Annotated in this window: 19 protein-coding genes and 1 tRNA gene; 19 read left to right on the top strand and 1 reads right to left on the bottom strand. The window is 40.4% G+C overall.

Annotated elements, in window-relative coordinates:
• Together phoU and Q0K35_RS07585 are read left to right on the top strand one after the other, a co-directional pair.
• Positions 1–663: a phosphate signaling complex protein PhoU gene (gene phoU, locus Q0K35_RS07590; protein WP_294562051.1), complete on the top strand. Its 663-nt coding sequence runs from the start codon at positions 1–3 to the stop codon at positions 661–663.
• A gap of 94 nt (positions 664–757) precedes the next feature.
• Positions 758–1,171 (top strand): helix-turn-helix transcriptional regulator, encoded by a 414-nt coding sequence (locus Q0K35_RS07585; RefSeq protein ID WP_294562050.1) that lies wholly within the window; start codon positions 758–760, stop codon positions 1,169–1,171.
• Positions 1,172–1,231: 60 nt separating this feature from the next.
• On the opposite strand, the gene Q0K35_RS07580 is transcribed toward Q0K35_RS07585, so the two are convergent.
• Entirely contained in the window at positions 1,232–2,107 is an 876-nt protein-coding gene (locus Q0K35_RS07580; RefSeq protein WP_294562049.1) for a class I SAM-dependent methyltransferase, read from the bottom strand.
• A 113-nt stretch (positions 2,108–2,220) separates the two neighbouring features.
• Here Q0K35_RS07580 and Q0K35_RS07575 point away from each other — a divergent pair, with 113 nt between their 5' ends.
• The 17 genes from Q0K35_RS07575 to rlmD all read left to right on the top strand — a co-directional run bounded on the left by Q0K35_RS07575 (position 2,221) and on the right by rlmD (position 19,501).
• Positions 2,221–2,973 carry a hypothetical protein gene (locus tag Q0K35_RS07575; RefSeq protein ID WP_294562048.1) on the top strand — a complete coding sequence of 251 codons (753 nt, stop codon included), beginning with the start codon at positions 2,221–2,223 and terminating at the stop codon, positions 2,971–2,973.
• Positions 2,974–3,019: 46 nt separating this feature from the next.
• On the top strand, positions 3,020–3,610 hold the full coding sequence (locus tag Q0K35_RS07570) for a hypothetical protein (protein ID WP_294562047.1): 591 nt from the start codon (positions 3,020–3,022) through the stop codon (positions 3,608–3,610).
• Position 3,611: 1 nt separating this feature from the next.
• Positions 3,612–4,559: a carbohydrate kinase family protein gene (locus Q0K35_RS07565; protein ID WP_294562046.1), complete on the top strand. Its 948-nt coding sequence runs from the start codon at positions 3,612–3,614 to the stop codon at positions 4,557–4,559.
• Positions 4,550–5,452, top strand: coding sequence for a pseudouridine-5'-phosphate glycosidase (locus Q0K35_RS07560; protein WP_294562045.1), 903 nt, complete (start codon positions 4,550–4,552; stop codon positions 5,450–5,452). Before Q0K35_RS07565 ends, Q0K35_RS07560 begins: the two co-directional genes overlap by 10 nt.
• Before the next feature lie 131 nt (positions 5,453–5,583).
• Positions 5,584–6,081, top strand: coding sequence for a helix-turn-helix transcriptional regulator (locus Q0K35_RS07555; RefSeq protein ID WP_294562044.1), 498 nt, complete (start codon positions 5,584–5,586; stop codon positions 6,079–6,081).
• Between the two features lie 388 nt (positions 6,082–6,469).
• Positions 6,470–6,558, top strand: a tRNA-Ser gene (locus Q0K35_RS07550).
• Positions 6,559–6,745: 187 nt separating this feature from the next.
• Positions 6,746–7,165, top strand: a complete 420-nt coding sequence (locus Q0K35_RS07545; protein ID WP_294562043.1) for an NUDIX domain-containing protein — start codon at positions 6,746–6,748, stop codon at positions 7,163–7,165.
• Between the two features lie 47 nt (positions 7,166–7,212).
• On the top strand, positions 7,213–7,647 hold the full coding sequence (locus Q0K35_RS07540) for a hypothetical protein (RefSeq protein WP_294562042.1): 435 nt from the start codon (positions 7,213–7,215) through the stop codon (positions 7,645–7,647).
• A gap of 131 nt (positions 7,648–7,778) precedes the next feature.
• The gene (locus Q0K35_RS07535) at positions 7,779–8,933 is read left to right on the top strand and encodes an FMN-binding protein (protein ID WP_294562041.1); all 1,155 of its coding nucleotides are present in this window, start codon (positions 7,779–7,781) and stop codon (positions 8,931–8,933) included.
• Between the two features lie 144 nt (positions 8,934–9,077).
• Entirely contained in the window at positions 9,078–11,222 is a 2,145-nt protein-coding gene (locus Q0K35_RS07530) for a UvrD-helicase domain-containing protein (protein WP_294562040.1), read from the top strand.
• 8 nt (positions 11,223–11,230) lie between these two features.
• Positions 11,231–13,225 (top strand): NAD-dependent DNA ligase LigA, encoded by a 1,995-nt coding sequence (ligA, locus tag Q0K35_RS07525; protein ID WP_294562039.1) that lies wholly within the window; start codon positions 11,231–11,233, stop codon positions 13,223–13,225.
• Positions 13,212–14,381: a CamS family sex pheromone protein gene (locus Q0K35_RS07520; RefSeq protein ID WP_294562038.1), complete on the top strand. Its 1,170-nt coding sequence runs from the start codon at positions 13,212–13,214 to the stop codon at positions 14,379–14,381. Before ligA ends, Q0K35_RS07520 begins: the two co-directional genes overlap by 14 nt.
• 9 nt (positions 14,382–14,390) lie before the next feature.
• Positions 14,391–14,684, top strand: coding sequence for an Asp-tRNA(Asn)/Glu-tRNA(Gln) amidotransferase subunit GatC (gene gatC / locus Q0K35_RS07515; protein WP_294562037.1), 294 nt, complete (start codon positions 14,391–14,393; stop codon positions 14,682–14,684).
• Positions 14,684–16,108 carry an amidase family protein gene (locus tag Q0K35_RS07510; RefSeq protein WP_294562036.1) on the top strand — a complete coding sequence of 475 codons (1,425 nt, stop codon included), beginning with the start codon at positions 14,684–14,686 and terminating at the stop codon, positions 16,106–16,108. Before gatC ends, Q0K35_RS07510 begins: the two co-directional genes overlap by 1 nt.
• The gene (gene gatB, locus Q0K35_RS07505; RefSeq protein WP_294562035.1) at positions 16,098–17,522 is read left to right on the top strand and encodes an Asp-tRNA(Asn)/Glu-tRNA(Gln) amidotransferase subunit GatB; all 1,425 of its coding nucleotides are present in this window, start codon (positions 16,098–16,100) and stop codon (positions 17,520–17,522) included. The genes Q0K35_RS07510 and gatB overlap by 11 nt, the downstream gene beginning before the upstream one ends.
• 34 nt (positions 17,523–17,556) lie before the next feature.
• Positions 17,557–18,150: a hypothetical protein gene (locus Q0K35_RS07500; RefSeq protein ID WP_294562034.1), complete on the top strand. Its 594-nt coding sequence runs from the start codon at positions 17,557–17,559 to the stop codon at positions 18,148–18,150.
• A gap of 28 nt (positions 18,151–18,178) precedes the next feature.
• Positions 18,179–19,501 (top strand): 23S rRNA (uracil(1939)-C(5))-methyltransferase RlmD, encoded by a 1,323-nt coding sequence (gene rlmD / locus Q0K35_RS07495; RefSeq protein ID WP_294562033.1) that lies wholly within the window; start codon positions 18,179–18,181, stop codon positions 19,499–19,501.
• The last annotated feature ends 390 nt before the right edge of the window (positions 19,502–19,891 follow it).

Here is a 19,891-nt window from a genome sequence, read left to right as displayed (position 1 = left end):
ATGAGAAATCGATATAATGAACAGTTAAAAGAACTCAATGATGAACTGATTTTGATGGGGGATCTATGTAAAGGCGGGATCACCTATGCTGTCAGCTCCCTAAAAAATCCAAGTGATGAAATAAAAGAAAAGGTCACAGAAATTGAAAATGAGATCAATCAGAAAGAACGTACGATCGAACAGTTGTGCATGAAACTGTTGCTTCGTCAGCAGCCGGTTGCCAGTGATTTAAGACAGGTATCAAGTGCCCTGAAGATGATCAGTGATATGGAGAGGATCGGTGATCAGGCATATGATATCTCATTGATGTCACCGGTGGACATTACAAAAGATGAAAAAGTAGAAAAGCATATTATTGCGATGGCTAAGAATACGATCAGCATGGTATCCAAAAGTGTTGAATCATTTGTCAATTCAGATTTAGAGATGGCACTTTCCGTCATGAAAGATGATGATGAAGTCGATAACTATTTTGAAAAAGTAAAAGATGACCTGATCGATGCAGTCAGAGAAGATCCGAAATCAGGAAGAGATTATCTGGATATTCTGATGATCGCCAAGTATCTGGAAAGAATCGGTGATCATGCGACCAATATTGCGGAATGGGTCGAATATTCTATCACCGGGAAACATAAAAAGATTGATATCAAATCTGCAGAATAACTTCGTGGAAACATGAAGTTTTTTTATGTTTATCTGCGTTGCTTGTGCAACGCTCATATTTTGTGTAAAATCACTTCGAAAAGGAGGAAGATTTATGCTGAGTGAAAATTTAAAGACGATCCGTAAACAAAAAGGATTATCTCAAGAGGAATTAGCCATTCGTTTACATGTTGTCCGACAGACGATATCGAAATGGGAGAAAGGACTTTCGGTACCGGATTCGGATATGCTTATTCGATTGGCAGAAATATTCGAAGTAAATGTCAGTGATTTATTAGGTGAAAAAATAGAAGATGAAGAAAAGGGGGATGCATTAACTGAACAGCTTGTACGTATCAATGAACAGATGGCAGTTAGAAACAGACGTTCAAAAATGATTCTTAAAGCTGTTGCAGGTGTTATTGCGGTATTCATCGTTTTGAATTTATTGCTTATTTTGATGAATATGGTTTCTTTTGACAGTTATCATGATAGCCTTGATCAGCAAATCGAAGAAATAATGGAATAAATGAATGAGGGTCAGTTGGAAAACTGGCTTTTTATATAAAAAAATAAGCAGATGTCCTGCTTATTTGGAAACCCATCTTCCATAAATACCACAAGGGAGGATCGTTTGGGTACGGGTGATCGGTAATCCGTTTTCACCTGCTTCGATGAATCCTTTTGGGTATTTCTTTAATAAAGTGGAATGAAGGATATTGTATAACACGGTTGAAGAGAAACCGGTCGTATAAGAATTGACAAGGAAAAAGAGAGGGTCATCATCGAGAATATCCATACATTTGATGATCAAGGGATAGAGCTGGTCTTCAATTTTCCATATCTCACCATTCGGCCCTCTTCCATAGCTTGGCGGGTCCATGATGATGGCATGATATTTCCGTCCTCTTCGCTTTTCTCTTTCCACAAACTTGATCACATCATCAACGATGAAACGGATCTTTTTGTTTTCCAGATGAGATAGGACCATGTTTTCCTTGGCCCAGCTGACCATTCCTTTTGAGGCGTCGACATGGACGACTTCGCATGCATTGGCGCTGGCACAGGCCATTGTGGCTCCCCCTGTATAGGCAAAAAGATTTAAGACACGGATATCGCGGCTGGCATGCCGGATCTTATCCATCATGAAATCCCAGTTTGCGGCCTGTTCCGGGAAAAGCCCTGTATGCTTGAAGCCGGTAGGCGAAACCTTGAAGGTCAGATGTTTATAGCTGATTTTCCATTCATTTTTTAAAGGTTTGAGGAATTCCCAGCTTCCTCCTCCGGATTTTGAGCGATGATAATGGGCATGGGGATGAAGCCAAAGCTCATCTTCATTTTCAATCGGCCAGATTGCTTGAGGATCCGGCCGGCGCAGGATGACATCTTTCCATCTTTCCAGTTTTTCGCCGTTTCCGGTATCGATACATTCATAATCCTTCCACTGTGATGCTTGCTGATTCATATATTCACTTCCAATCCTGATTATCATAACATATTTTTAAAGCTTTGAAACCCATACTTTCACAAATTTTTGTCTTTGAAATATGGTATAATAGAGAAAAGCGAGGTGTTTTGATGAAAAATAAGTATTATGATGATTTTAGGTGTTGTGAATTAAAAACAAATGTAAAAGAAGTGATCGAGGAGAAGGGTTTTTTCTGGCATTCGTTTGACAATACGATTTTTTATGTTGATGAGCACCATCCTGACCATGGCTTTATCAATCAGTGCGAAGTGTTGAAGCTGAAAGAAGAAAAGGGCATCGTTTACCATCTTTTAAATGAGAAGCTGGAAGGGGAAGCTGTCATGGTCGTTAATCCGGGAAGAAGATATATTCATGCCCAGAATGAAACATTGTCACTGTTGATGAATCAGATGATCCAGGGTGTTTATCATAGTGAATGTATCGATCATTATATAAATGATTTTTTTATGATCAGCCGTTTTAAGGGAAAATGTCTGACACCCCAGCAGAAAAATGAATTGCAGGTTTCCTTGAATGGGATGATCCGTGATGATTATGAGGTCAAGATCGTGTATGAAAAGATCACGGAAGACAGATATGTCAGCATTGGGGTATTCCCTGCACAGAAGAATAATCAGATCCATGTACCGAGCTTAAAATTTATTCAGATGATGAAGATCCTTGAAGTGGTAGACCGCGGAAATGATGAATTTGCGATCATCACGACCTGCGGTGATCAGATGTTGTTTACGCTTGAAAAATATTATGACATCATCAAGGAAGCAAGTAAAATATTGAATTGTGAACCGATGTTCATCAATACCAGCATCCATCAGCTGTTAAATAAAGTAAAAAGCAATTGAAAATGATGGAGCACGTTGTTATAATCTAAGAGTTGAGGAGATTATTATGAAGCGATTGTTAAAAGTATTGTGCTGTTCAGCCTTATTGCTATGTGGCTGCCGGCAGCAGGAAGAGCCGGAGCCGGTCGAAGAAGAAAAAATCAGCATCGTCAGCAATGACATCTATGCGGATCCGAAAAATCCTTCTAATGCCTATGCCAAGGTATTTAACCGGCTTGCTGAGGACATCCGGGCCAATGATATGGATCAGCTCAGCGAGGATGTTGCTGTCTGCTTTGTCTATGATTTTTTCACATTGAAAAATAAGGAAGATAGTACGGATATCGGCGGATTGGCTTATCTGCCGCAAAATCGTGTTGAAGAATTTACTTCTTTTGCACAGCAGCATTTTTATCGAAATTATGATTCTATCGTAACAGAGCAGGGGGAAGATGCTTTGCCGGAGGTCGTCAATGTTATTGTTGACAGTAAAACGGCCAAAGAAGTCAGCTATCTTGATGAAACCTATGATGGTTATGAGTATGAGATGAGCGTGGAATATGCGGATACAAGCATCAGCAGTGATGAGCTGAAGACAAAGCTGACGATGACCTGTCTTGTTTACAATGGGAAGGCCATGGTCATTGCGGTAAGCTAGTATGCGGGAAGCTTATGTGATTGGCGGTGCCAATATTGATATCATCGGAAGAAGCGATCATGCTCTCATTCCTTTTGATTCCAATATCGGAAAGGTTGTTCAAAGCTATGGAGGTGTTGGCCGCAATATTGCGGAAAATGCAGCACGCTTGGGCGTCAAGGTTCATTTTGTCAGTGTCTTTGGCAATGATTATAACGGATTGAACTGTATTCGTTACTGCGAAGCATGCGGGATGGATCTGAGCGATTGCAGGATCGTTGAAAATGAAAGGACCTCTACCTATCTTGCTGTTTTGGATGAAACGGGCGATATGAGCGTGGCAATCAATGATATGGATATTTTGCGTTATCTGGATCAGCAGCATATCGATAAGGTTTTTAAGAAAATCAAGAAAGACGATATTTTGGTTGTTGATACGAATCTGGATAAAGAATTGATTGCGTATATGATGAAAAACGCTCCTTGTGATATCTTTGTAGATCCGATATCCAGTGAAAAGGTGCAAAAGCTGGAGGGCCTGTTGGGATATATCCATACGTTCAAGCCAAATGTTTATGAGGCCGAGAAGCTTAGCGGCATTAAATATACAGGCGAGGAATCCGTGAATGAGATGGGAAAATATTTTCTTTCTTGTGGAATTGATGAGATCTATATATCGCTTGGAAAAGCTGGCGTGATGGGATTTACAAAAGATCAGGCAGTTTTATGCTCGACTGAGGATATTGCCGTTGCGAATGCGACGGGTGCGGGCGATTCTTTTATGGGTGGTATCATAGCGGCGACCCTTATGAATTATAGTTTTATTGATAAGATGATGTTTGCGCAGAGCTGCAGCGTTGTAACGATCGAATCTGATCAAAGCGTGTGCAGAAGATTGAGTGTGGATGTTGTTGATCAGCGTAAGAAAAAGCTGACATTTAATGTAAAGGAGAAGAAGTTATGTATTTAAAAGTGAATCCTGAGGTTCAAAAAGCATTGGATAACAATCAGCCGGTAGTGGCATTGGAGTCAACGATCATTTCTCATGGAATGCCTTATCCACAGAATGTGGAAACGGCTTTGAACGTGGAAAAGATCATTCGTGAGCATGGTGCCGTTCCGGCAACGATCGGTATCATCGATGGTGTTTGTGTGGCCGGTATGACGCCGGAAGAAATCGAAGAATTTGGTAAGCGCAAAGGAATTGCGAAAGTCAGTCGTCGTGATTTACCGGTAATCGTTGCCAAGAAGCAGTGGGGTGCGACAACCGTAGCAACAACGATGATCGTTGCGGCAATGGCAGGCATCAAGGTCTTTGTGACCGGCGGCATTGGTGGTGTCCACCGCGGTGCCCAGCAGACATTTGATATTTCTGCGGATCTTCAGGAATTGGCTCATACAGATGTCGCAGTCGTATGTGCAGGTGCAAAAGCTATCTTAGATTTGCCTTTGACCCTGGAATATCTGGAAACACAGGGCGTACCGGTATTAGGCTATCAGACAAAAGAATTGCCTAGTTTCTATTCGATCCATTCAGGACTTGAGCTGGATTATGAAATGGATTCTCCGAAGGAAATTGCGGATGCGATCAAGGCAAAATGGGAAATGGGTCTGGATGGCGGTGTGATTATCGCAAATCCTATTCCAAAGGAATATGCCTTGGAAGAATCTTTCATCAATGGTGTCATTGATGAAGCCTTAGCTGATGCGAAGGAAAAGGGTATTCATGGAAAAGATGTGACGCCGTTCCTATTGGCTGCAGTTAAGGATAAGACAGAAGGCAAGAGCCTTGACAGCAACATTCAGCTTGTTTACAACAATGCCCGTTTGGGTGCGCAGATTGCTGTTGAGTTCTGTAAATAAGATTTAATGAGAAACGCTTTGGCGTTTCTTTCTTTTTTTGGACATTTTTTGTCTATTTTGTCAATGCTCGTTTTATGTCCTGTAAATCTGGGAGCATTTACGCTAAGCTGAAAGCGAAAGGAGAAAGAAAGATGAATCAAATGAAAATAGGAGGCTTCATCAAAAAGCTGCGTAAAGAAAAAAAATTGACCCAGGAGCAGCTGTCTGAGGTATTTGGGGTATCTCGCAGAACGGTTTCAAGATGGGAAACGGGCAGCAATCTGCCTGACTTGGATATCCTTATCGAAATGGCAGATTATTTTCATGTTGATCTTCGCGAATTATTCGATGGTGAAAGGAAGGATGACAAAATGGATAAAGAATTGGAAGAAGTTGTATTAAAGGTTGCTGATTACAGTAATGAGGAAAAAAAGAAATTGACCGGGCGTATGCATATGCTATTTATCGCAGGTTTTATTTCAGCTATGATTTATATGATCCTCCTTTTTAATGATAGGGGAGATCATTTTATTGGCAGTGTATGTCAGGGATTTTCCATTGGCACACTGTTTGTCGGGGTCATGATGACAAGCAAATATGCCACAAAAATACAGGCCTTGAAGATAAAGGCTTTACGAAGACAAAAATAAGATAAGAATGTATAAGAAGCGCAAAGGCGTTTCTTTTCTTTTGAATTTCATGATATAATGAAGTTGTTTGGGGTGGTGACCTGACAGCGATGGTGGAAAATCAGGTAAGGAGATTTTTAAAAGTGGTGCATATGGTAGAAAGACTTTTGAGTTATGTGTTAAATGATAAAAAGATTGATGCCAATGTGGCTTTGAGAAGCTTTTTTGTGAAAAAGGTGAGATTGGTTCAGAGCGATAGATAAAAAAACTATTTACATCTTTTTGTAAATCTAGTAAAATCAGTAATGGTCAAATAGTGTTATTAAGAAAATCAGATATGATTTGTTTAAAAACTGATTTTAATAACAAAGTATCCTTATTTAAGCGTTTTTGTCTTAAATTTATATGTGGAGCGGTATCGAAGTGGTCATAACGGGGCTGATTCGAAATCAGTTTGGGTGCAAGCCCACGTGGGTTCGAATCCCACCCGCTCCGCCAAATATTAAAAATACGCCTATATTTAGGCGTTTTTTTTAATGTCAAAAGGGTATGTCCTAAATTAAATGATTGAATACATCAGAGTATGTAATTGTTTCTAAATTCGTTCAGTATTCAAATCTGGTACATTTGAAAATCTGTTATGATATTGAGATATGTCAGATGTTTTTTGTGTTATACTTTAAATATGGAAAAATCTTGTGGGATTATTTTATATACAAATATAAATGGAAAACGCCATTATTTACTGATTCAGGATAAAAAAGGACGAATTGGGTTTCCTAAAGGTCATATTGAAGAAGGTGAAACAGAAAAAGAATGTGCGTTACGGGAAACATGGGAAGAAACTTCGCTGGTTCCAAGCATCATTCCTCATTTTTATAAAAGCGTTCAGTATCGCTTGCCTAATGGCACCATGAAAAGAGTTGCTTATTATCTGGGATACTTTGAAGATCATCTGCCTGCGCATCAGGATGGTTTTGAGCATTTTGACTATCTTTTATTGACGTATAAGGAAGCTTTGGCTGTTTTAAAATATAAAAATAATAAAGATGTATTGATAGAAGCTGAAAGTTTTTTAAATCAGGGATGGAGCTTTTCTTTATGATAATTTGGCTGAAGCACACATACTAATCCCATAAAGGAGAAAAACTAATGATCGAAAAAGATACTGTAAGACTTTTAAGAGAATGTGATGCAGGGATTAAGATGGGCGTTGCTTCTATTGATGAGGTACTGGATAATGTGTCAGATGAGAAATTTAAAAAGTATCTCATGAACTGTAAAGAAGAGCATATAAAACTTGAAAATGAAGTGGAACTGTCTTTAGATAGATATCAGGATGAAGGAAAAGAAGCAGGGGTCATGGCAAAAACGATGTCGTGGATGAAAACCAATGCCCGACTGGTCATGGATGAGTCAGATCATACGATTGCGGATATCATGATTGATGGCTGTCATATGGGAATCAAATCGCTGAACCGTTATTTGAACCAGTATGAGGCTGCGGATGAAGATTCTAAGGAGATTGCTAAAAAATTGATTCATATCGAAGAAGAGTTAGCGAGTGAAATGTTTCAATATTTATAAGAATTTGTGAAAAAAATGATTAATTGTACAAATTAATTAAAAAAACCTTACCTTGATGATAAAAAATGCAAAGATAAAATTGACATTGTAATGATACTGTGTTATTTTTTTCATGGAGGTATATAAAACATATGAAAAAGTTATTTTCTTTATTAATGGCCGGTACGCTTGTATTTGCATTGGGCGCATGCAGTACGAAAAGTGAACCGGAAGTGAAGGAATTCGCTGCTGAATATGAGATGGAAGGAACGACATCAGCAGGTCTTCCAAAAAATGATACGTTTATCTTTGAAGGGGAAACAACAGACGGTATCATTACAAAGCTGAACTTTGATATCATTCGTAACAAAGGAATGGAAGGCGAATATTCAAAGAAAAACCTGTATGGATATGAAATGAACGTTTCTGATGGCGCTATTGAAGAGGTTGATGGCGTGCTTAATTTAACGAATTTATCGGCAAGCGGATATGTCGTATATCCGGGTACAGATACGGGTGCTCAGTTTATGGTAAGAGCTTCTTTGGACAATTTGACACCTGAATCTACTTTTGCGGATCTGGTTGTTTTTGACTTATCAACACAGAGTACGATGGAACTTGACAGAGCAATCGCCGCTTATTCTTATTTGGCTGCAGAGTCGGGTGTAGAAGAACTGACAGGTGATACATTGGTCATTGATTTAATGGCTGCATTTGATAAGCTGGTTGTTGATGGTGCTTTTGTGGCCGGCGAACAGCGTGTGTCTTATGCAGGATACAATGGCGGAAGAAGCTATGGTGAACAGATCGATGCGATCGTTGACTATATCCTTGCGAACAATATGACATTGGAAGATGTTTATGACATGTTTAGAACGGTGAATCAGCAGAGCACACCGATTGAAGACAGAGATGTTATTTCGGGTGCTACGATTGCGTTTGTGGGTGACTTCCAGAGAATGGTATATCTTGCGATTCATGGTGAATTATTTGAAGGTGTAACGAATGCGACAGAAGCTGATGGCAACACGACGGTTGAAGTTGTTACGCAGGGTTATGGTGGAGAAATTGAAACTCATGTAACATTTGACGCTGATAAGAAGATCACTGCTATTTCTGTTCGTGATGATCAGGAATCTGAAGGTGTAGGTGCTGTCTTGACAGCAGATGGTTCTGATTTCCTGAACTCTTTGATCGAAGGTCAGAGCGATATCGACAGTGTTGAGGTATCCAGTGGTGCCACGGTTACTTCAGAAGCATTGAAGAAAGCTGTTCAGTTAGCAATTGATTACATGAATGATAAATAAAAATTAAAGATATGACAGTCCTTGAAAAACAGGACTGTTTTCTTTTACTGATTTTGAAGAATATTTAATGATTTTCACTTAATTTTCAAAATAATATGAAGAATAATGGCTCGTTTTATTGTATAATATACCAGAGGTGGTTGAGTGTTTTCTTATCAGGATCTAAATGAAGCACAAAAGCAGGCGGTAACAGAAACAAATACGCATGTCCGTATCATTGCCGGTGCAGGCAGCGGAAAAACGAGGGTTATCATTAGCCGTATTGCTTATCTGATAGATGAAATAGGTATCTTGCCGTATCGTATTCTCGGCATTACCTTTACGAATAAGGCTGCAAATGAGATGAAGGAGCGTTTATTGAATAGCTTGGGTGACCGTGCAGGAGGAGTTTTTCTTTCCACGATTCACTCTTTTTGTGTTCGCTTTCTTCGCGAGGAAATCCATCATGTAAATTATCCCCGCAATTTTACGATCGTTGACAGTGATGATCAGAAAAGCATCTTAAAAGAAGCTTATAAAATGTATGGGCTGGATGTGAAAAGTTATAGCTATGCGGGAACCCTGGATTATATTGCCGGCTGTAAATGTAGTGATGTAACACCGCAGCAGGCATTAAAGATTGCTTCTCCTTATACAAGTGAATATGTACGAGCACAGGTGTATGGCTATTATGAGAGCCGTTTAAATGCGATGTATGCCTTGGATTTTGATGATTTATTGCTTTTCACAAGAAAAGTTTTACGGATGTATCCGGAAATTCGTGTGAAATGGCAAAAAAAGTTTGACTATATCCATGTGGATGAATTTCAGGATGTTGATAAGATACAATATGATATCATTCGTTTTATGGTGGGTGAGCAGACACGCTTATGTGTGGTTGGTGATCCGGACCAGACGATTTATACGTGGCGTGGGGCCGATGTGAATCTGATCATGAATTTTGAAAAGGATTTTTCACCTTGTACGACGATCATCTTAAATGAAAATTATCGTTCCACCCCATCGATCCTCAAGGGAGCCAATAGCGTGATTGCGAATAATCGCAATCGTATCGAAAAAGATTTGTTTACGAATCTTCCGGATGAACAGAAAATTATTCATTATTCGGCATTTGAAGATGAACTGGAACCTGTCTGGGTAGCCGACCGTATCAGCAAATTAAAGATGGAGGGATATAGCTATCGTGATATTGCGGTGCTTTATCGCAGCAACTATCTTTCAAGAAGTCTTGAAAAGAGGCTGTTGGAAAAGAAGATCCCTTATCGTATCTATGGAGGCGTACGTTTCTATGATCGCGCGGAAATCAAAGATTCTTTGTCTTATCTGAGAATGCTGATTCATAATAATAGTGCGATTGATCTGGCATTGAAGCGTATCATCAATGTTCCGAAAAGAAGCATTGGCAATAAGACGGTTGAAAAGATCGAAGAGTTGTCGAGAAGTGAAAATATCAATATGTATGAGGTCATTAAAAGTCATGAGGTGTGCAAGGGAAAGAGTCTTGCGGCGATGAATGCTTTTATTGAACTTATAGAGAAATATCGCAATCTTGTCAACAGCATGTCGATTTCGATGCTGTTGGAGGCCTTGATGGAGGAGAGCGGCTATATTGCCATGCTTGAGGAAGAAAAGGAAACGGAACGTATTGAAAATATCAAGGAATTGATCAATGATATTGAAGATTTTGAAGAAATGTATCCGGATGGAACATTGGATGAATATCTCCAGCAGATTGCTTTATATACAGATAAGCAGCAGGAGGATAGCGGTGAGTTTGTCCAGCTGATGACGATTCATGCCGCAAAAGGATTGGAATTTGATATCGTGTTTGTTTATAGTATGTCTGACGGTATCTTTCCGAGTGAGCGAAGCGTCAGTGAAGGTGGCAGGGAAGCCATGGAAGAGGAACGACGTCTGGCTTATGTAGCTTTTACCCGTGCCCGTAAGCAGCTTTATATCAGTGATGCGCGTGGTTACAGCTATGTGCTGGATCGGACGAAGCTTCCTTCTCGTTTTATTCGGGAAATTGATGAAGACTGTATCCTTCATTACGGCATGCAGCAGGAAAGCGAAGCTCTTCCAAAACAAATCGTTGTGGAAGATGACGGACGTGGACATGCGGTAAGAGAGAATGTCATCCGTTTGCGTAAGGGTGATTTGGTTACGCATAAAAGCTTTGGTGATGGGGTCGTCATTGATACTTCCAGAGGGATCTGGACCATTGCTTTTCAGAATAAGTTTGGTATCCGTAAGATCACGGCGAATCATCCGTCGATCACAAAGAAATAGGAGAGAATATGAGCAGAGAAAGAATATTGGAATTAAGAGAGATCCTGCGAAGACTTTCAAGAGAGTATTATGAATTGGATTCGCCAAGTGTCAGTGATCAGGAATATGATCGTTATATGCAGGAACTGATCGATCTGGAGAATGAATATCCGGATATGGCCGATCCGTCCTCTCCTACCCAAAAGGTTGGCGGAGAAGTATTAGAAGGTTTTGTGAAGGTGGCCCATAAGACAAGGATGATTTCTTTGGCCAACGCCTTTAATTATGAAGATCTGGTTGCTTTTGATGAGAGAGTGCGCAAGGTAGTGCCGGATGCGACATATCAGGTTGAATTGAAGATGGATGGGCTGGCGATGAGCCTGCATTATGCAAATGGTCAATTCAGACAGGCTGTAACACGCGGGGATGGCAATGTAGGAGAAGATGTGACAAGCAATGTCAGAACGATTGCCTCGATTCCGATGACCATTCCATATCAGGATGATCTGGAAGTACGTGGTGAGGTCATCATGCCGAAAGCTGTTTTTGAAAAGCTGAATGAGGAAAGAAAAGAAAAGGGTGAAGAGCCTTTTGCCAATCCGCGTAATGCGGCGGCAGGAAGCATTCGTCAATTAGATTCTTCGATTGCCAGGAAAAGGAAATTAGATGCTTATTGGTATTTTTTAATGGATGCGCAGGCATTGGGATGTCATACGCAAAGTGAAGCCCTGGCTTTTTTAGATCAAAACGGCATCAAGACGAATCCTTTGCGTCGCGTTTGTAAAGATATTGATGAGGCATGGGTGTTTATTCAGGAAATGACCCGGAAAAGAAATGATCTTCCATATGATATCGATGGTATGGTCCTTAAGGTCAATGAGCTTGACCGGTGGGAAGAAATCGGGGAAACGGTCAAATCACCAAAATGGGCGATTGCCTATAAATTTCCGGCAGAAGAAGTCATCACTCGTTTGAAGGATATCAAGATTACCGTAGGACGCACCGGTAAGATCACACCTAATGCGGTCTTGGAGCCGGTACGTGTGGCAGGAAGCCTGGTCAGTGCGGCTACGTTACATAACGAAGATATGATCAAAGCCAAGGATGTGCGGATCAATGATTTTGTGGTGATCCATAAAGCGGGGGACATCATTCCAGAGGTTGTGCGTTCATTACCGGAACGTAGGGATGAGCATTCTCAAAAATATGTTTTTCCTACGCATTGTCCGATCTGCCATTCACCGTTGGTACGCTATCCGGATGAGGCGGCCCATTACTGCATCAATCAGGACTGCCCGGCGAGGGTGAGTGAATCGATCATTCATTTTGCGTCAAGAGAAGCGATGAATATTGATACGTTGGGAAGCAAGCGCGTGGAACTGTTTTGCGCAAAAGGGATCCTGAAAAGCGTTGAAGATATTTATACGCTGAAGGATAAGCGAGATGAGCTGTTAGGGCTGGATGGCTTTAAGGAAAAAAGTGTGGATAAGCTTTTGAATGCGATTGAAAAGAGCAAGAAGAATCCTTTGGAGGATCTTGTTTTTGGTTTAGGTATCCGTCAGGTTGGCAAAAAAGCAGCTCGTATCTTAGCACAGCATTTTAAGACGATGGATGCTTTGATGCAGGCGGATAAAGAAGAATTGACGAATATTCGTGATATTGGTGAAATTACGGCTATCAGCATTCTGGATTTCTTTGGCCTGGAAAGCAACCGTCAGATGATCGAAAAATTGCGTTTGGCAGGTTGTCGCATGGACAGTGATGAGGTGCAGACCAATGAAAGCATGTTCACAGGTAAAACGGTCGTATTGACAGGCAGCTTGCATTTATTTACACGTGATGAAGCACGCGGCTTGCTGGAAAGGCTGGGGGCGAATGTTGCTTCGAGCGTATCGAAAAAGACAGATCTTGTCATTTATGGTGAAAATGCTGGAAGCAAGCTGGAAAAAGCGTTACAATTAAATGTATCTGTCATGGATGAAGCGACTTTTATGGAAGAGGTGAACAAGTATGAAAATCAGTAAACTGTTTTCACTTTTGCTGCTGGGCTCGCTTTTATTAAGCGGTTGTCGTCAGGATGATACTGATGAGGACCGGGTTACCGTTGAGCCGTTAAGAGAAGGTGATTATGGTTATTCTATGCCGTATGTGAATTCATCTACCAGTGTGATTCATTCGAAATATGGTTCCAATAAATTAGATAAATATTTTATGGGGCAGCAGGGATTGGAGCTTGCGAAAAGCTATTTTGATCCGAATACGACTTATGCTTCAGAAGGTAATATCCTTGATGCGAGTGAGCTGGAACGTTTTGATTCCAGCTTAAGAGGATTGGGATTATTGAAATATAAGACAGATTACAATCCGGAAGGGCTGAATCCGGAAAAGGGAACTTATGTCGAAAGCGGTACAGGCATCGATATGTATGATGCGATCATTGTCAGTGATGTCTATGAAGTAGATTTTGTTGATCAGAATGGTGATTATGTGGGTTTTCAGTTTACGATCGTCATGAATCAGAATATCACTTATTCAGTGGCTCAGACCAATGAAGATGGCAGTGCTGCGATTGATGAGAATGGAAATGTGATCCTGCAAAGCGGTACGCAGACAGGTCAGATGAGCGATGAACAGTTATTCAATTACGGCAGCTTAGAGGCCGGTCAGCGACTGGTCAACTATTTGCGTAATAACCATCCGGAGGTAGGGAATCTTCCGATTCATGTCCTCTTATATAAGACGGTAAGCTCAGACAGCATGACAAGCGGCGGATTTATCGGTCAGAGCTATGTTACGACGCGTTCATCGACTTCATATGAGCGTTTGACACAGGAATGGGCGTTTGCGCCAAGTGCCCGTTTATCTGAGCTGGACAGCGTATTGGCAAATCAGATATCAACGGTGAAGAGCACGTTGTTTGAGAATTTTCCAAATGAAGTAGGATTCTATGGAAGAGTATTTTTTATAGATAATATGGCTGATGAAGTGGAGATTGAAATTAATATGCGTGGTAAGACATATGTGGAAATTCAAAGCCTGATTCAGTATATGGTTACACTGGCACCGGATATTAATGAAAATAACTGTGAATTAAATGTTCATATAAAGAGTGATGGTGATACGGTGGCATTGATACATCGTGATAAGAATAGTGAAACGATCACGACTAGCTTGATATAAGGAGGAGCCATGGAGAAATTTAGTAAGGAAATGCTGAGAAAGCTGGCAAACCAGGTCATGTTTGACCTGAATGATCAGGAATGTGAAGAATTGCAGGAGGAGTTTGAAACTTATCTGAAGCAGCTGGAGCTTCTTAATAAGATTGATACGGAACATGTAGAAGAGATGGTTTATCCGTTTGAAGCACCGACTTCTTTTATCCGTAATGATGATGAGGTATATGCGATCTCGCAGGAAGATGCGATGAAAAATGTGCCGCAGGCCAGTGAGAATTATGTTGTGGTACCAAAGGTGGTGAAATAATGAAGATACAGGAATTTACGAAGGATGTTGAAAAGAATGTAGGAAGATGTGCTGCTTTAAGTGAAAAAGCACAGAAGAAGCTGAATGCGATCGTTACCTTTATTGACCACAGCGAACAGATCGAAGCAGTGAAAAAGATGGATCCATCTCTTCCTTTATACGGTGTGCCGATTGCCATCAAGGATAACTTTAATACGAAGGGAATCCGTACAACGGCCAGCTCACGTATCTTAGATAACTATGTTCCGATTTATGATGCAACGGTGATCAAAAAGCTGAAGGATGCCGGTGCCATCTTGTTTGCGAAGACAAGCATGGATGAATTGGGCATGGGTGGTACGAATTTAAATGCTTATACGGGAAAGGTCAACAATCCTTATGATGTAAGCCGTATATCAGGAGGAAGCAGTGGCGGCAGTGCCGCTTTGGTAGCAGAAGGCGTCGTTCCGGTAGCGATGGGAACCGATACGGGAGATTCAATCCGTAAACCGGCTGCCTATTGTGGTGTCGTAGGTTTTAAACCGACCTATGGACGGATTTCACGCTATGGTGTCATTCCTTATGCTTCAAGCCTGGATCATGTGGGCTTTTTTACGACTTGCATTGAGGATGCCGCAAGGATGCTTGAGGTGTGTGCCGGCAGAGATGATCATGATATGACTTCCTCTTATGAGAAAGTAGAAGAATATGAGAAAAATTTAAACAGTGATATCCGAGGAAAGAAAATTGCTATTCTGGAGAATGTCATGAATTCGATCGAGGATCAGCGTATCGTTGATAATTTCAATGAGGTGATCCTAAAGCTTGAGAAACGGGGAGCGATCGTGGAAAGGGTCAGCATGGATGAAACCCTGCTTCAGACTTTGCTGCCGGTTTATCTGATCATTGCCAATGCGGAAGCCTGTGCCAATCATTCTAATTTAGATGGTGTCCGTTTTGGTATGCGTGAAGACGGAAATGACCTGGAAGAAATCATGATCAATTCCAGAACGAAGGGCTTCTCAAGTGCAGTCAGAAAAAGATTTGTTTTAGGAAGCTATTCGCTGTTTGTGGAAAATCAGGAAAAGCTGTTTAGAAAAGCACAAAAGGTTCGCCGGGTAATCGTGGATGAATATAGAAAGATTTTGGAGAAGTATGACTGTGTGATTGCCAGTGCGGCACCAACGATCGCACCTCATCCTGAAGACAGCGTGGGTGAAAAGATGAGTGATACCTATCTGGTTGCGGAAAACTTCATGATCTTGGGAAATATGTCAGGATATCCGTCATTGACTCTTCCTAGTGGTTTTGTGGAAGGCTTGCCGATCGGTATCAATGTGACAGCAAAAGCATTCGATGAACAAAATCTTTTGAATATCTGTAAAGCAATCGAAGAGGAAACAGGGCTTGAAAATCATACGGCAGGAGGTAGCTATGAACTTTGAAACGATAATCGGAATTGAGATCCATTGTGAATTAAAGACGCATACGAAAATGTTCTCACAGGGACCGGTCAGTTTTGGCGAAAGTGCAAACAGCTGTGTCAATGAGATCGATTTAGGTATGCCGGGAACCTTGCCGTGTTTAAATAAGCATGCGGTAGAATTAGCTTTGAGAGCTTGTATGGGCACTCATTGTGATATCGATCCATTAGTGAAATTTGATCGTAAAAATTATTATTATTCCGATCTTCCGAAAGGTTTTCAGATCACACAGCAGTTTCATCCGATCGGAAAAAACGGATATATCGAAATTTCAACGGAAACAGGTACCAAGAAGATCCGTTTAAATCGTATTCATATGGAAGAAGATACGGCTAAACAATTTCATACGAATTTTGGTACGCTGATTGATTTTAACCGTGCCGGAACACCGCTGATCGAAATTGTATCCGAGCCGGATATCCGCAGCGGTAAAGAGGCGGCTGCCTATGTGGAAGAATTAAGAAATATGCTTTATTATCTTGGGGTGAGCGACTGCCGTATGGAAGAGGGAAGCATGCGTTGTGATGTGAATATCTCCCTTCGTCCGGAAGGTTCAGAAATCTTTGGTACCAAGACGGAAATCAAGAATTTGAATTCGATCAGCAATGTCCAAAAAGCAGTTGATTATGAGGTAGAACGTCAGACCCGGTTGCTTTTATCGGGTGAAAAGGTGGAACAGGAAACCAGACGCTTTGATGAAGCAACCAAAACGACGGTGCTGATGCGTAAGAAGGAAGGAAACGTTGATTATAAATTTTTCCCGGAACCAAATATTTTTCCGATTCAATTGGATGAAGCATGGATCGAACAGATTCGTGCCACTCAGCCGCAGCTGCCATCACAGCGTAAAGAAAAATATATGCAGGAATATGGTTTAAGTGAGTATGATGCCAATACATTGACACAAACCAAAGAGCTCAGCGATTTCTATGATGAGGTCGTAAAACATACGAAAGAATATAAGCTTGCCAGCAATTGGTGCATGGTAGAATTGATGGCAGTATTGAATAAAGAAAATATCAGCTTTGATGATAACCCATGTTCTCCTGTTTATCTTGCGGAAATGATCGAGATGGTCAGCAAGGGTGAGATTTCATCAAAACAGGCCAAAGTTGTATTTGAAGAAATCATGAAGGGCAAGGATCCGAAGAAGGTCGTTGAAGAGAAGGGAATGAAACAGATTTCTGATCCAAATGAAATTCTTAAGCTTGTCACTCAAGTATTAGATGCCAATGCACAGGCCATTCTTGACTTTAAAAATGGTAAGGGCCGTGCTGCCGGTGCTTTGGTCGGACAGGTAATGAAGCTGAGCAAGGGACAGGCAAATCCAAAGCTTGCTAATCAAATTTTAAATGAGGAATTGAAGAAACGTTAAAAATCAAGTACAATAGAAGCAAGGAGCTGATTTTATGCCAAAAGAAAAAAGAAACGTGAATGAAAAAACTAGCGTTAAGAAAAAACCGCATATTGTACTGGGGTTAGTTATAGTTATACTTTTCATTCCTATTGTGATTCTGGCAGCCATCCTGGTAAGTTCACTTGAGGATTCATCGCAGCCGGTCGTAGGAAGCCGTTATCAGAATGAATTAGATCCGGCCATTACGGAAGAGAATATTACATCGTTAGAGAATGCCTTGGTTTTTGATGGAACAGATTCTGTTCAGGTAAATTTTAAGACGGCCCGTGTGGCGATTCTGATTGATACGAATGATGATATGTCTGCTGACAGTATCAACAATCTTATCCAGCAGGCTTATGCGAAAGTAAATGAGGTACTTCCGATTGAAACATATTTTACGAATCGCAGTGATGGTGAGAATTATGTCAAGATGTATGATTTACAGATTGATGCCTACAATGTCATCAGTGGAGATAATCAAATCCATTATGTTTTGACAAAGACGGGCGCTCAGGATGAGCCGCTGTTAGAGCTTGTCAGTTCGCCAAAAAATGAAGAAGTGGCGAATGATGTTCAGAATCAAAATGCAAATGAAGGAGAATAAAAAGGGCGATGCCCTTTTTTAACACATTATGAAAAAGAATGAAAAATTTATAGGAAAATGTGAAAGCTATACTTATGATGGTTTGGGAGTCGTTAAATATGAAAAGATACCTGTTTTTGTGAAAGATATGTTAGCTGGAGAAACAGGTGAGATCATTATTACGAAAGTATTGAAGAATTTTTCTTATGGGCGCTGTTTACAGCTTTTAGAATGCAGTCAAGAGCGTGTGCGGCCGCTATGCCCGGTCTATAAAGCGTGTGGCGGATGTCAGCTTTCACATCTCTCAGCAACTGCTCAGAAGGCTTTTAAAAGACAAAGGGTACAGGATTGTATCACCCGTATCGGTAAGATAGATCTTGAAGTTGAAGATGTCTTGTCCATGGAGCATCCTTTTTACTATAGAAACAAGGGACAGATTCCTGTAGGTGTAAAAGAGGGGCAGGTCATCTGCGGCTTTTACCGTATCCATTCAAATGATATCATCGATATGGATGAGTGTCTTATCCAGCATCCCCTCATCAATGAAATGGTAGAGATCATCAAGGCACAGCTTCAAAAATTTCAGATTGGCAGTTATTTCCGTCATCTTTTGATCAAGGTTGGCTTTGAAAGCAAGGAAATGATGGTTGTGCTGATCGTCAGAGAAGAAAAGATTCCTCATTTAAAGGAATTAGTGGAAGCTATAAGTCAGAATAAATATGTGAAATCGGTGATCATGAACCTGAATCAGAGAAATGACAATGTCATTTTAGGTGATAAAGAAACAATTTTATATGGAAAGCCAACCATTCAGGATACTTTGATGGATCTTACATTTAATATATCCTCAAAATCCTTTTATCAGATCAATCCTCTGCAAACATGTGTTTTATATGAAAAAGCTGTGGAATTTGCGAATCTTACAGGAAAAGAAACAGTATTGGATTTATATTGCGGTATTGGTACGATTTCTTTGTTTATGGCAAAGAAAGCAAAGCATGTGATCGGGATTGAGATTGTGGAAGATGCGATCAAAGACGCAAAGAAAAATGCTGAGCTTAATCAAATCAGCAATGTTGAATTTATATGCAGTGATGCCGGCACCTTTGCTTCTGAAATAGCTAAAAATGGTCAGCATTTAGATGTGATCTGTGTCGATCCGCCCCGCAAGGGATGTGATCAAAAAACATTGGAAAGCATCTTAAAAATGAGTCCACAACGCATTGTTTATGTTTCCTGTGATCCTGCAACATTGGCCCGAGATCTTTCTTTCTTATCTCAAAACGGTTATGAAGTAAAGAAAGTACAACCGGTTGACATGTTTCCGCAAACGACAAGTATTGAAAACGTCTGTTTGATAGTAAGAAAATAAAATTACAAATAAGCCTATGAATGAAGGATATTTTGACGATAGAATGATGAAAATTGTAGATCCTCCAAAAATGAGCATCAACTGATACTAAATGGATAATTGCCTGGTTTTCAAGAAACCGGGCATTTTTATATGGAATATTGGTAGAAAAAGTGTTCCTAAAAAATTGAGCAACTTGTTTAATCTGAATTGAATACAATTTAATGAAAAACTATTGATAAGTTTTTTATTACTCATTTTTCTCGGTGAATAGAATGCAAAATACCGACATAAAATTTTAAAATGATTGACAAAACATGGTTGTTATTGTAGAATGGCAGCAGTGATAGTGCTACTGAAACTTTCGAAGCCTGTAGCCGGAGGAGATTCTATGCGTAGGCTCCTCTTTTT

Source organism: uncultured Traorella sp., from assembly GCF_944327115.1.
Lineage (GTDB): Bacteria > Bacillota_I > Bacilli_A > Erysipelotrichales > Erysipelotrichaceae > Traorella.
This window is presented reverse-complemented; position numbering and strand designations above follow the sequence as displayed.

Excerpts from the sequence above, each read along its gene's own strand:
- phoU (WP_294562051.1), top strand. The coding sequence starts at position 1 with ATGAGAAATCGATATAATGAACAGTTAAAAGAACTCAATGATGAACTG.
- Q0K35_RS07585 (WP_294562050.1), top strand. The coding sequence starts at position 758 with ATGCTGAGTGAAAATTTAAAGACGATCCGTAAACAAAAAGGATTATCT.
- Q0K35_RS07580 (WP_294562049.1), bottom strand. The coding sequence starts at position 2,107 with ATGAATCAGCAAGCATCACAGTGGAAGGATTATGAATGTATCGATACC.
- Q0K35_RS07575 (WP_294562048.1), top strand. The coding sequence starts at position 2,221 with ATGAAAAATAAGTATTATGATGATTTTAGGTGTTGTGAATTAAAAACA.
- Q0K35_RS07570 (WP_294562047.1), top strand. The coding sequence starts at position 3,020 with ATGAAGCGATTGTTAAAAGTATTGTGCTGTTCAGCCTTATTGCTATGT.
- Q0K35_RS07565 (WP_294562046.1), top strand. The coding sequence starts at position 3,612 with ATGCGGGAAGCTTATGTGATTGGCGGTGCCAATATTGATATCATCGGA.
- Q0K35_RS07560 (WP_294562045.1), top strand. The coding sequence starts at position 4,550 with ATGTATTTAAAAGTGAATCCTGAGGTTCAAAAAGCATTGGATAACAAT.
- Q0K35_RS07555 (WP_294562044.1), top strand. The coding sequence starts at position 5,584 with ATGAATCAAATGAAAATAGGAGGCTTCATCAAAAAGCTGCGTAAAGAA.
- Q0K35_RS07545 (WP_294562043.1), top strand. The coding sequence starts at position 6,746 with ATGGAAAAATCTTGTGGGATTATTTTATATACAAATATAAATGGAAAA.
- Q0K35_RS07540 (WP_294562042.1), top strand. The coding sequence starts at position 7,213 with ATGATCGAAAAAGATACTGTAAGACTTTTAAGAGAATGTGATGCAGGG.
- Q0K35_RS07535 (WP_294562041.1), top strand. The coding sequence starts at position 7,779 with ATGAAAAAGTTATTTTCTTTATTAATGGCCGGTACGCTTGTATTTGCA.
- ligA (WP_294562039.1), top strand. The coding sequence starts at position 11,231 with ATGAGCAGAGAAAGAATATTGGAATTAAGAGAGATCCTGCGAAGACTT.
- Q0K35_RS07520 (WP_294562038.1), top strand. The coding sequence starts at position 13,212 with ATGAAAATCAGTAAACTGTTTTCACTTTTGCTGCTGGGCTCGCTTTTA.
- gatC (WP_294562037.1), top strand. The coding sequence starts at position 14,391 with ATGGAGAAATTTAGTAAGGAAATGCTGAGAAAGCTGGCAAACCAGGTC.
- Q0K35_RS07510 (WP_294562036.1), top strand. The coding sequence starts at position 14,684 with ATGAAGATACAGGAATTTACGAAGGATGTTGAAAAGAATGTAGGAAGA.
- gatB (WP_294562035.1), top strand. The coding sequence starts at position 16,098 with ATGAACTTTGAAACGATAATCGGAATTGAGATCCATTGTGAATTAAAG.
- Q0K35_RS07500 (WP_294562034.1), top strand. The coding sequence starts at position 17,557 with ATGCCAAAAGAAAAAAGAAACGTGAATGAAAAAACTAGCGTTAAGAAA.
- rlmD (WP_294562033.1), top strand. The coding sequence starts at position 18,179 with ATGAAAAAGAATGAAAAATTTATAGGAAAATGTGAAAGCTATACTTAT.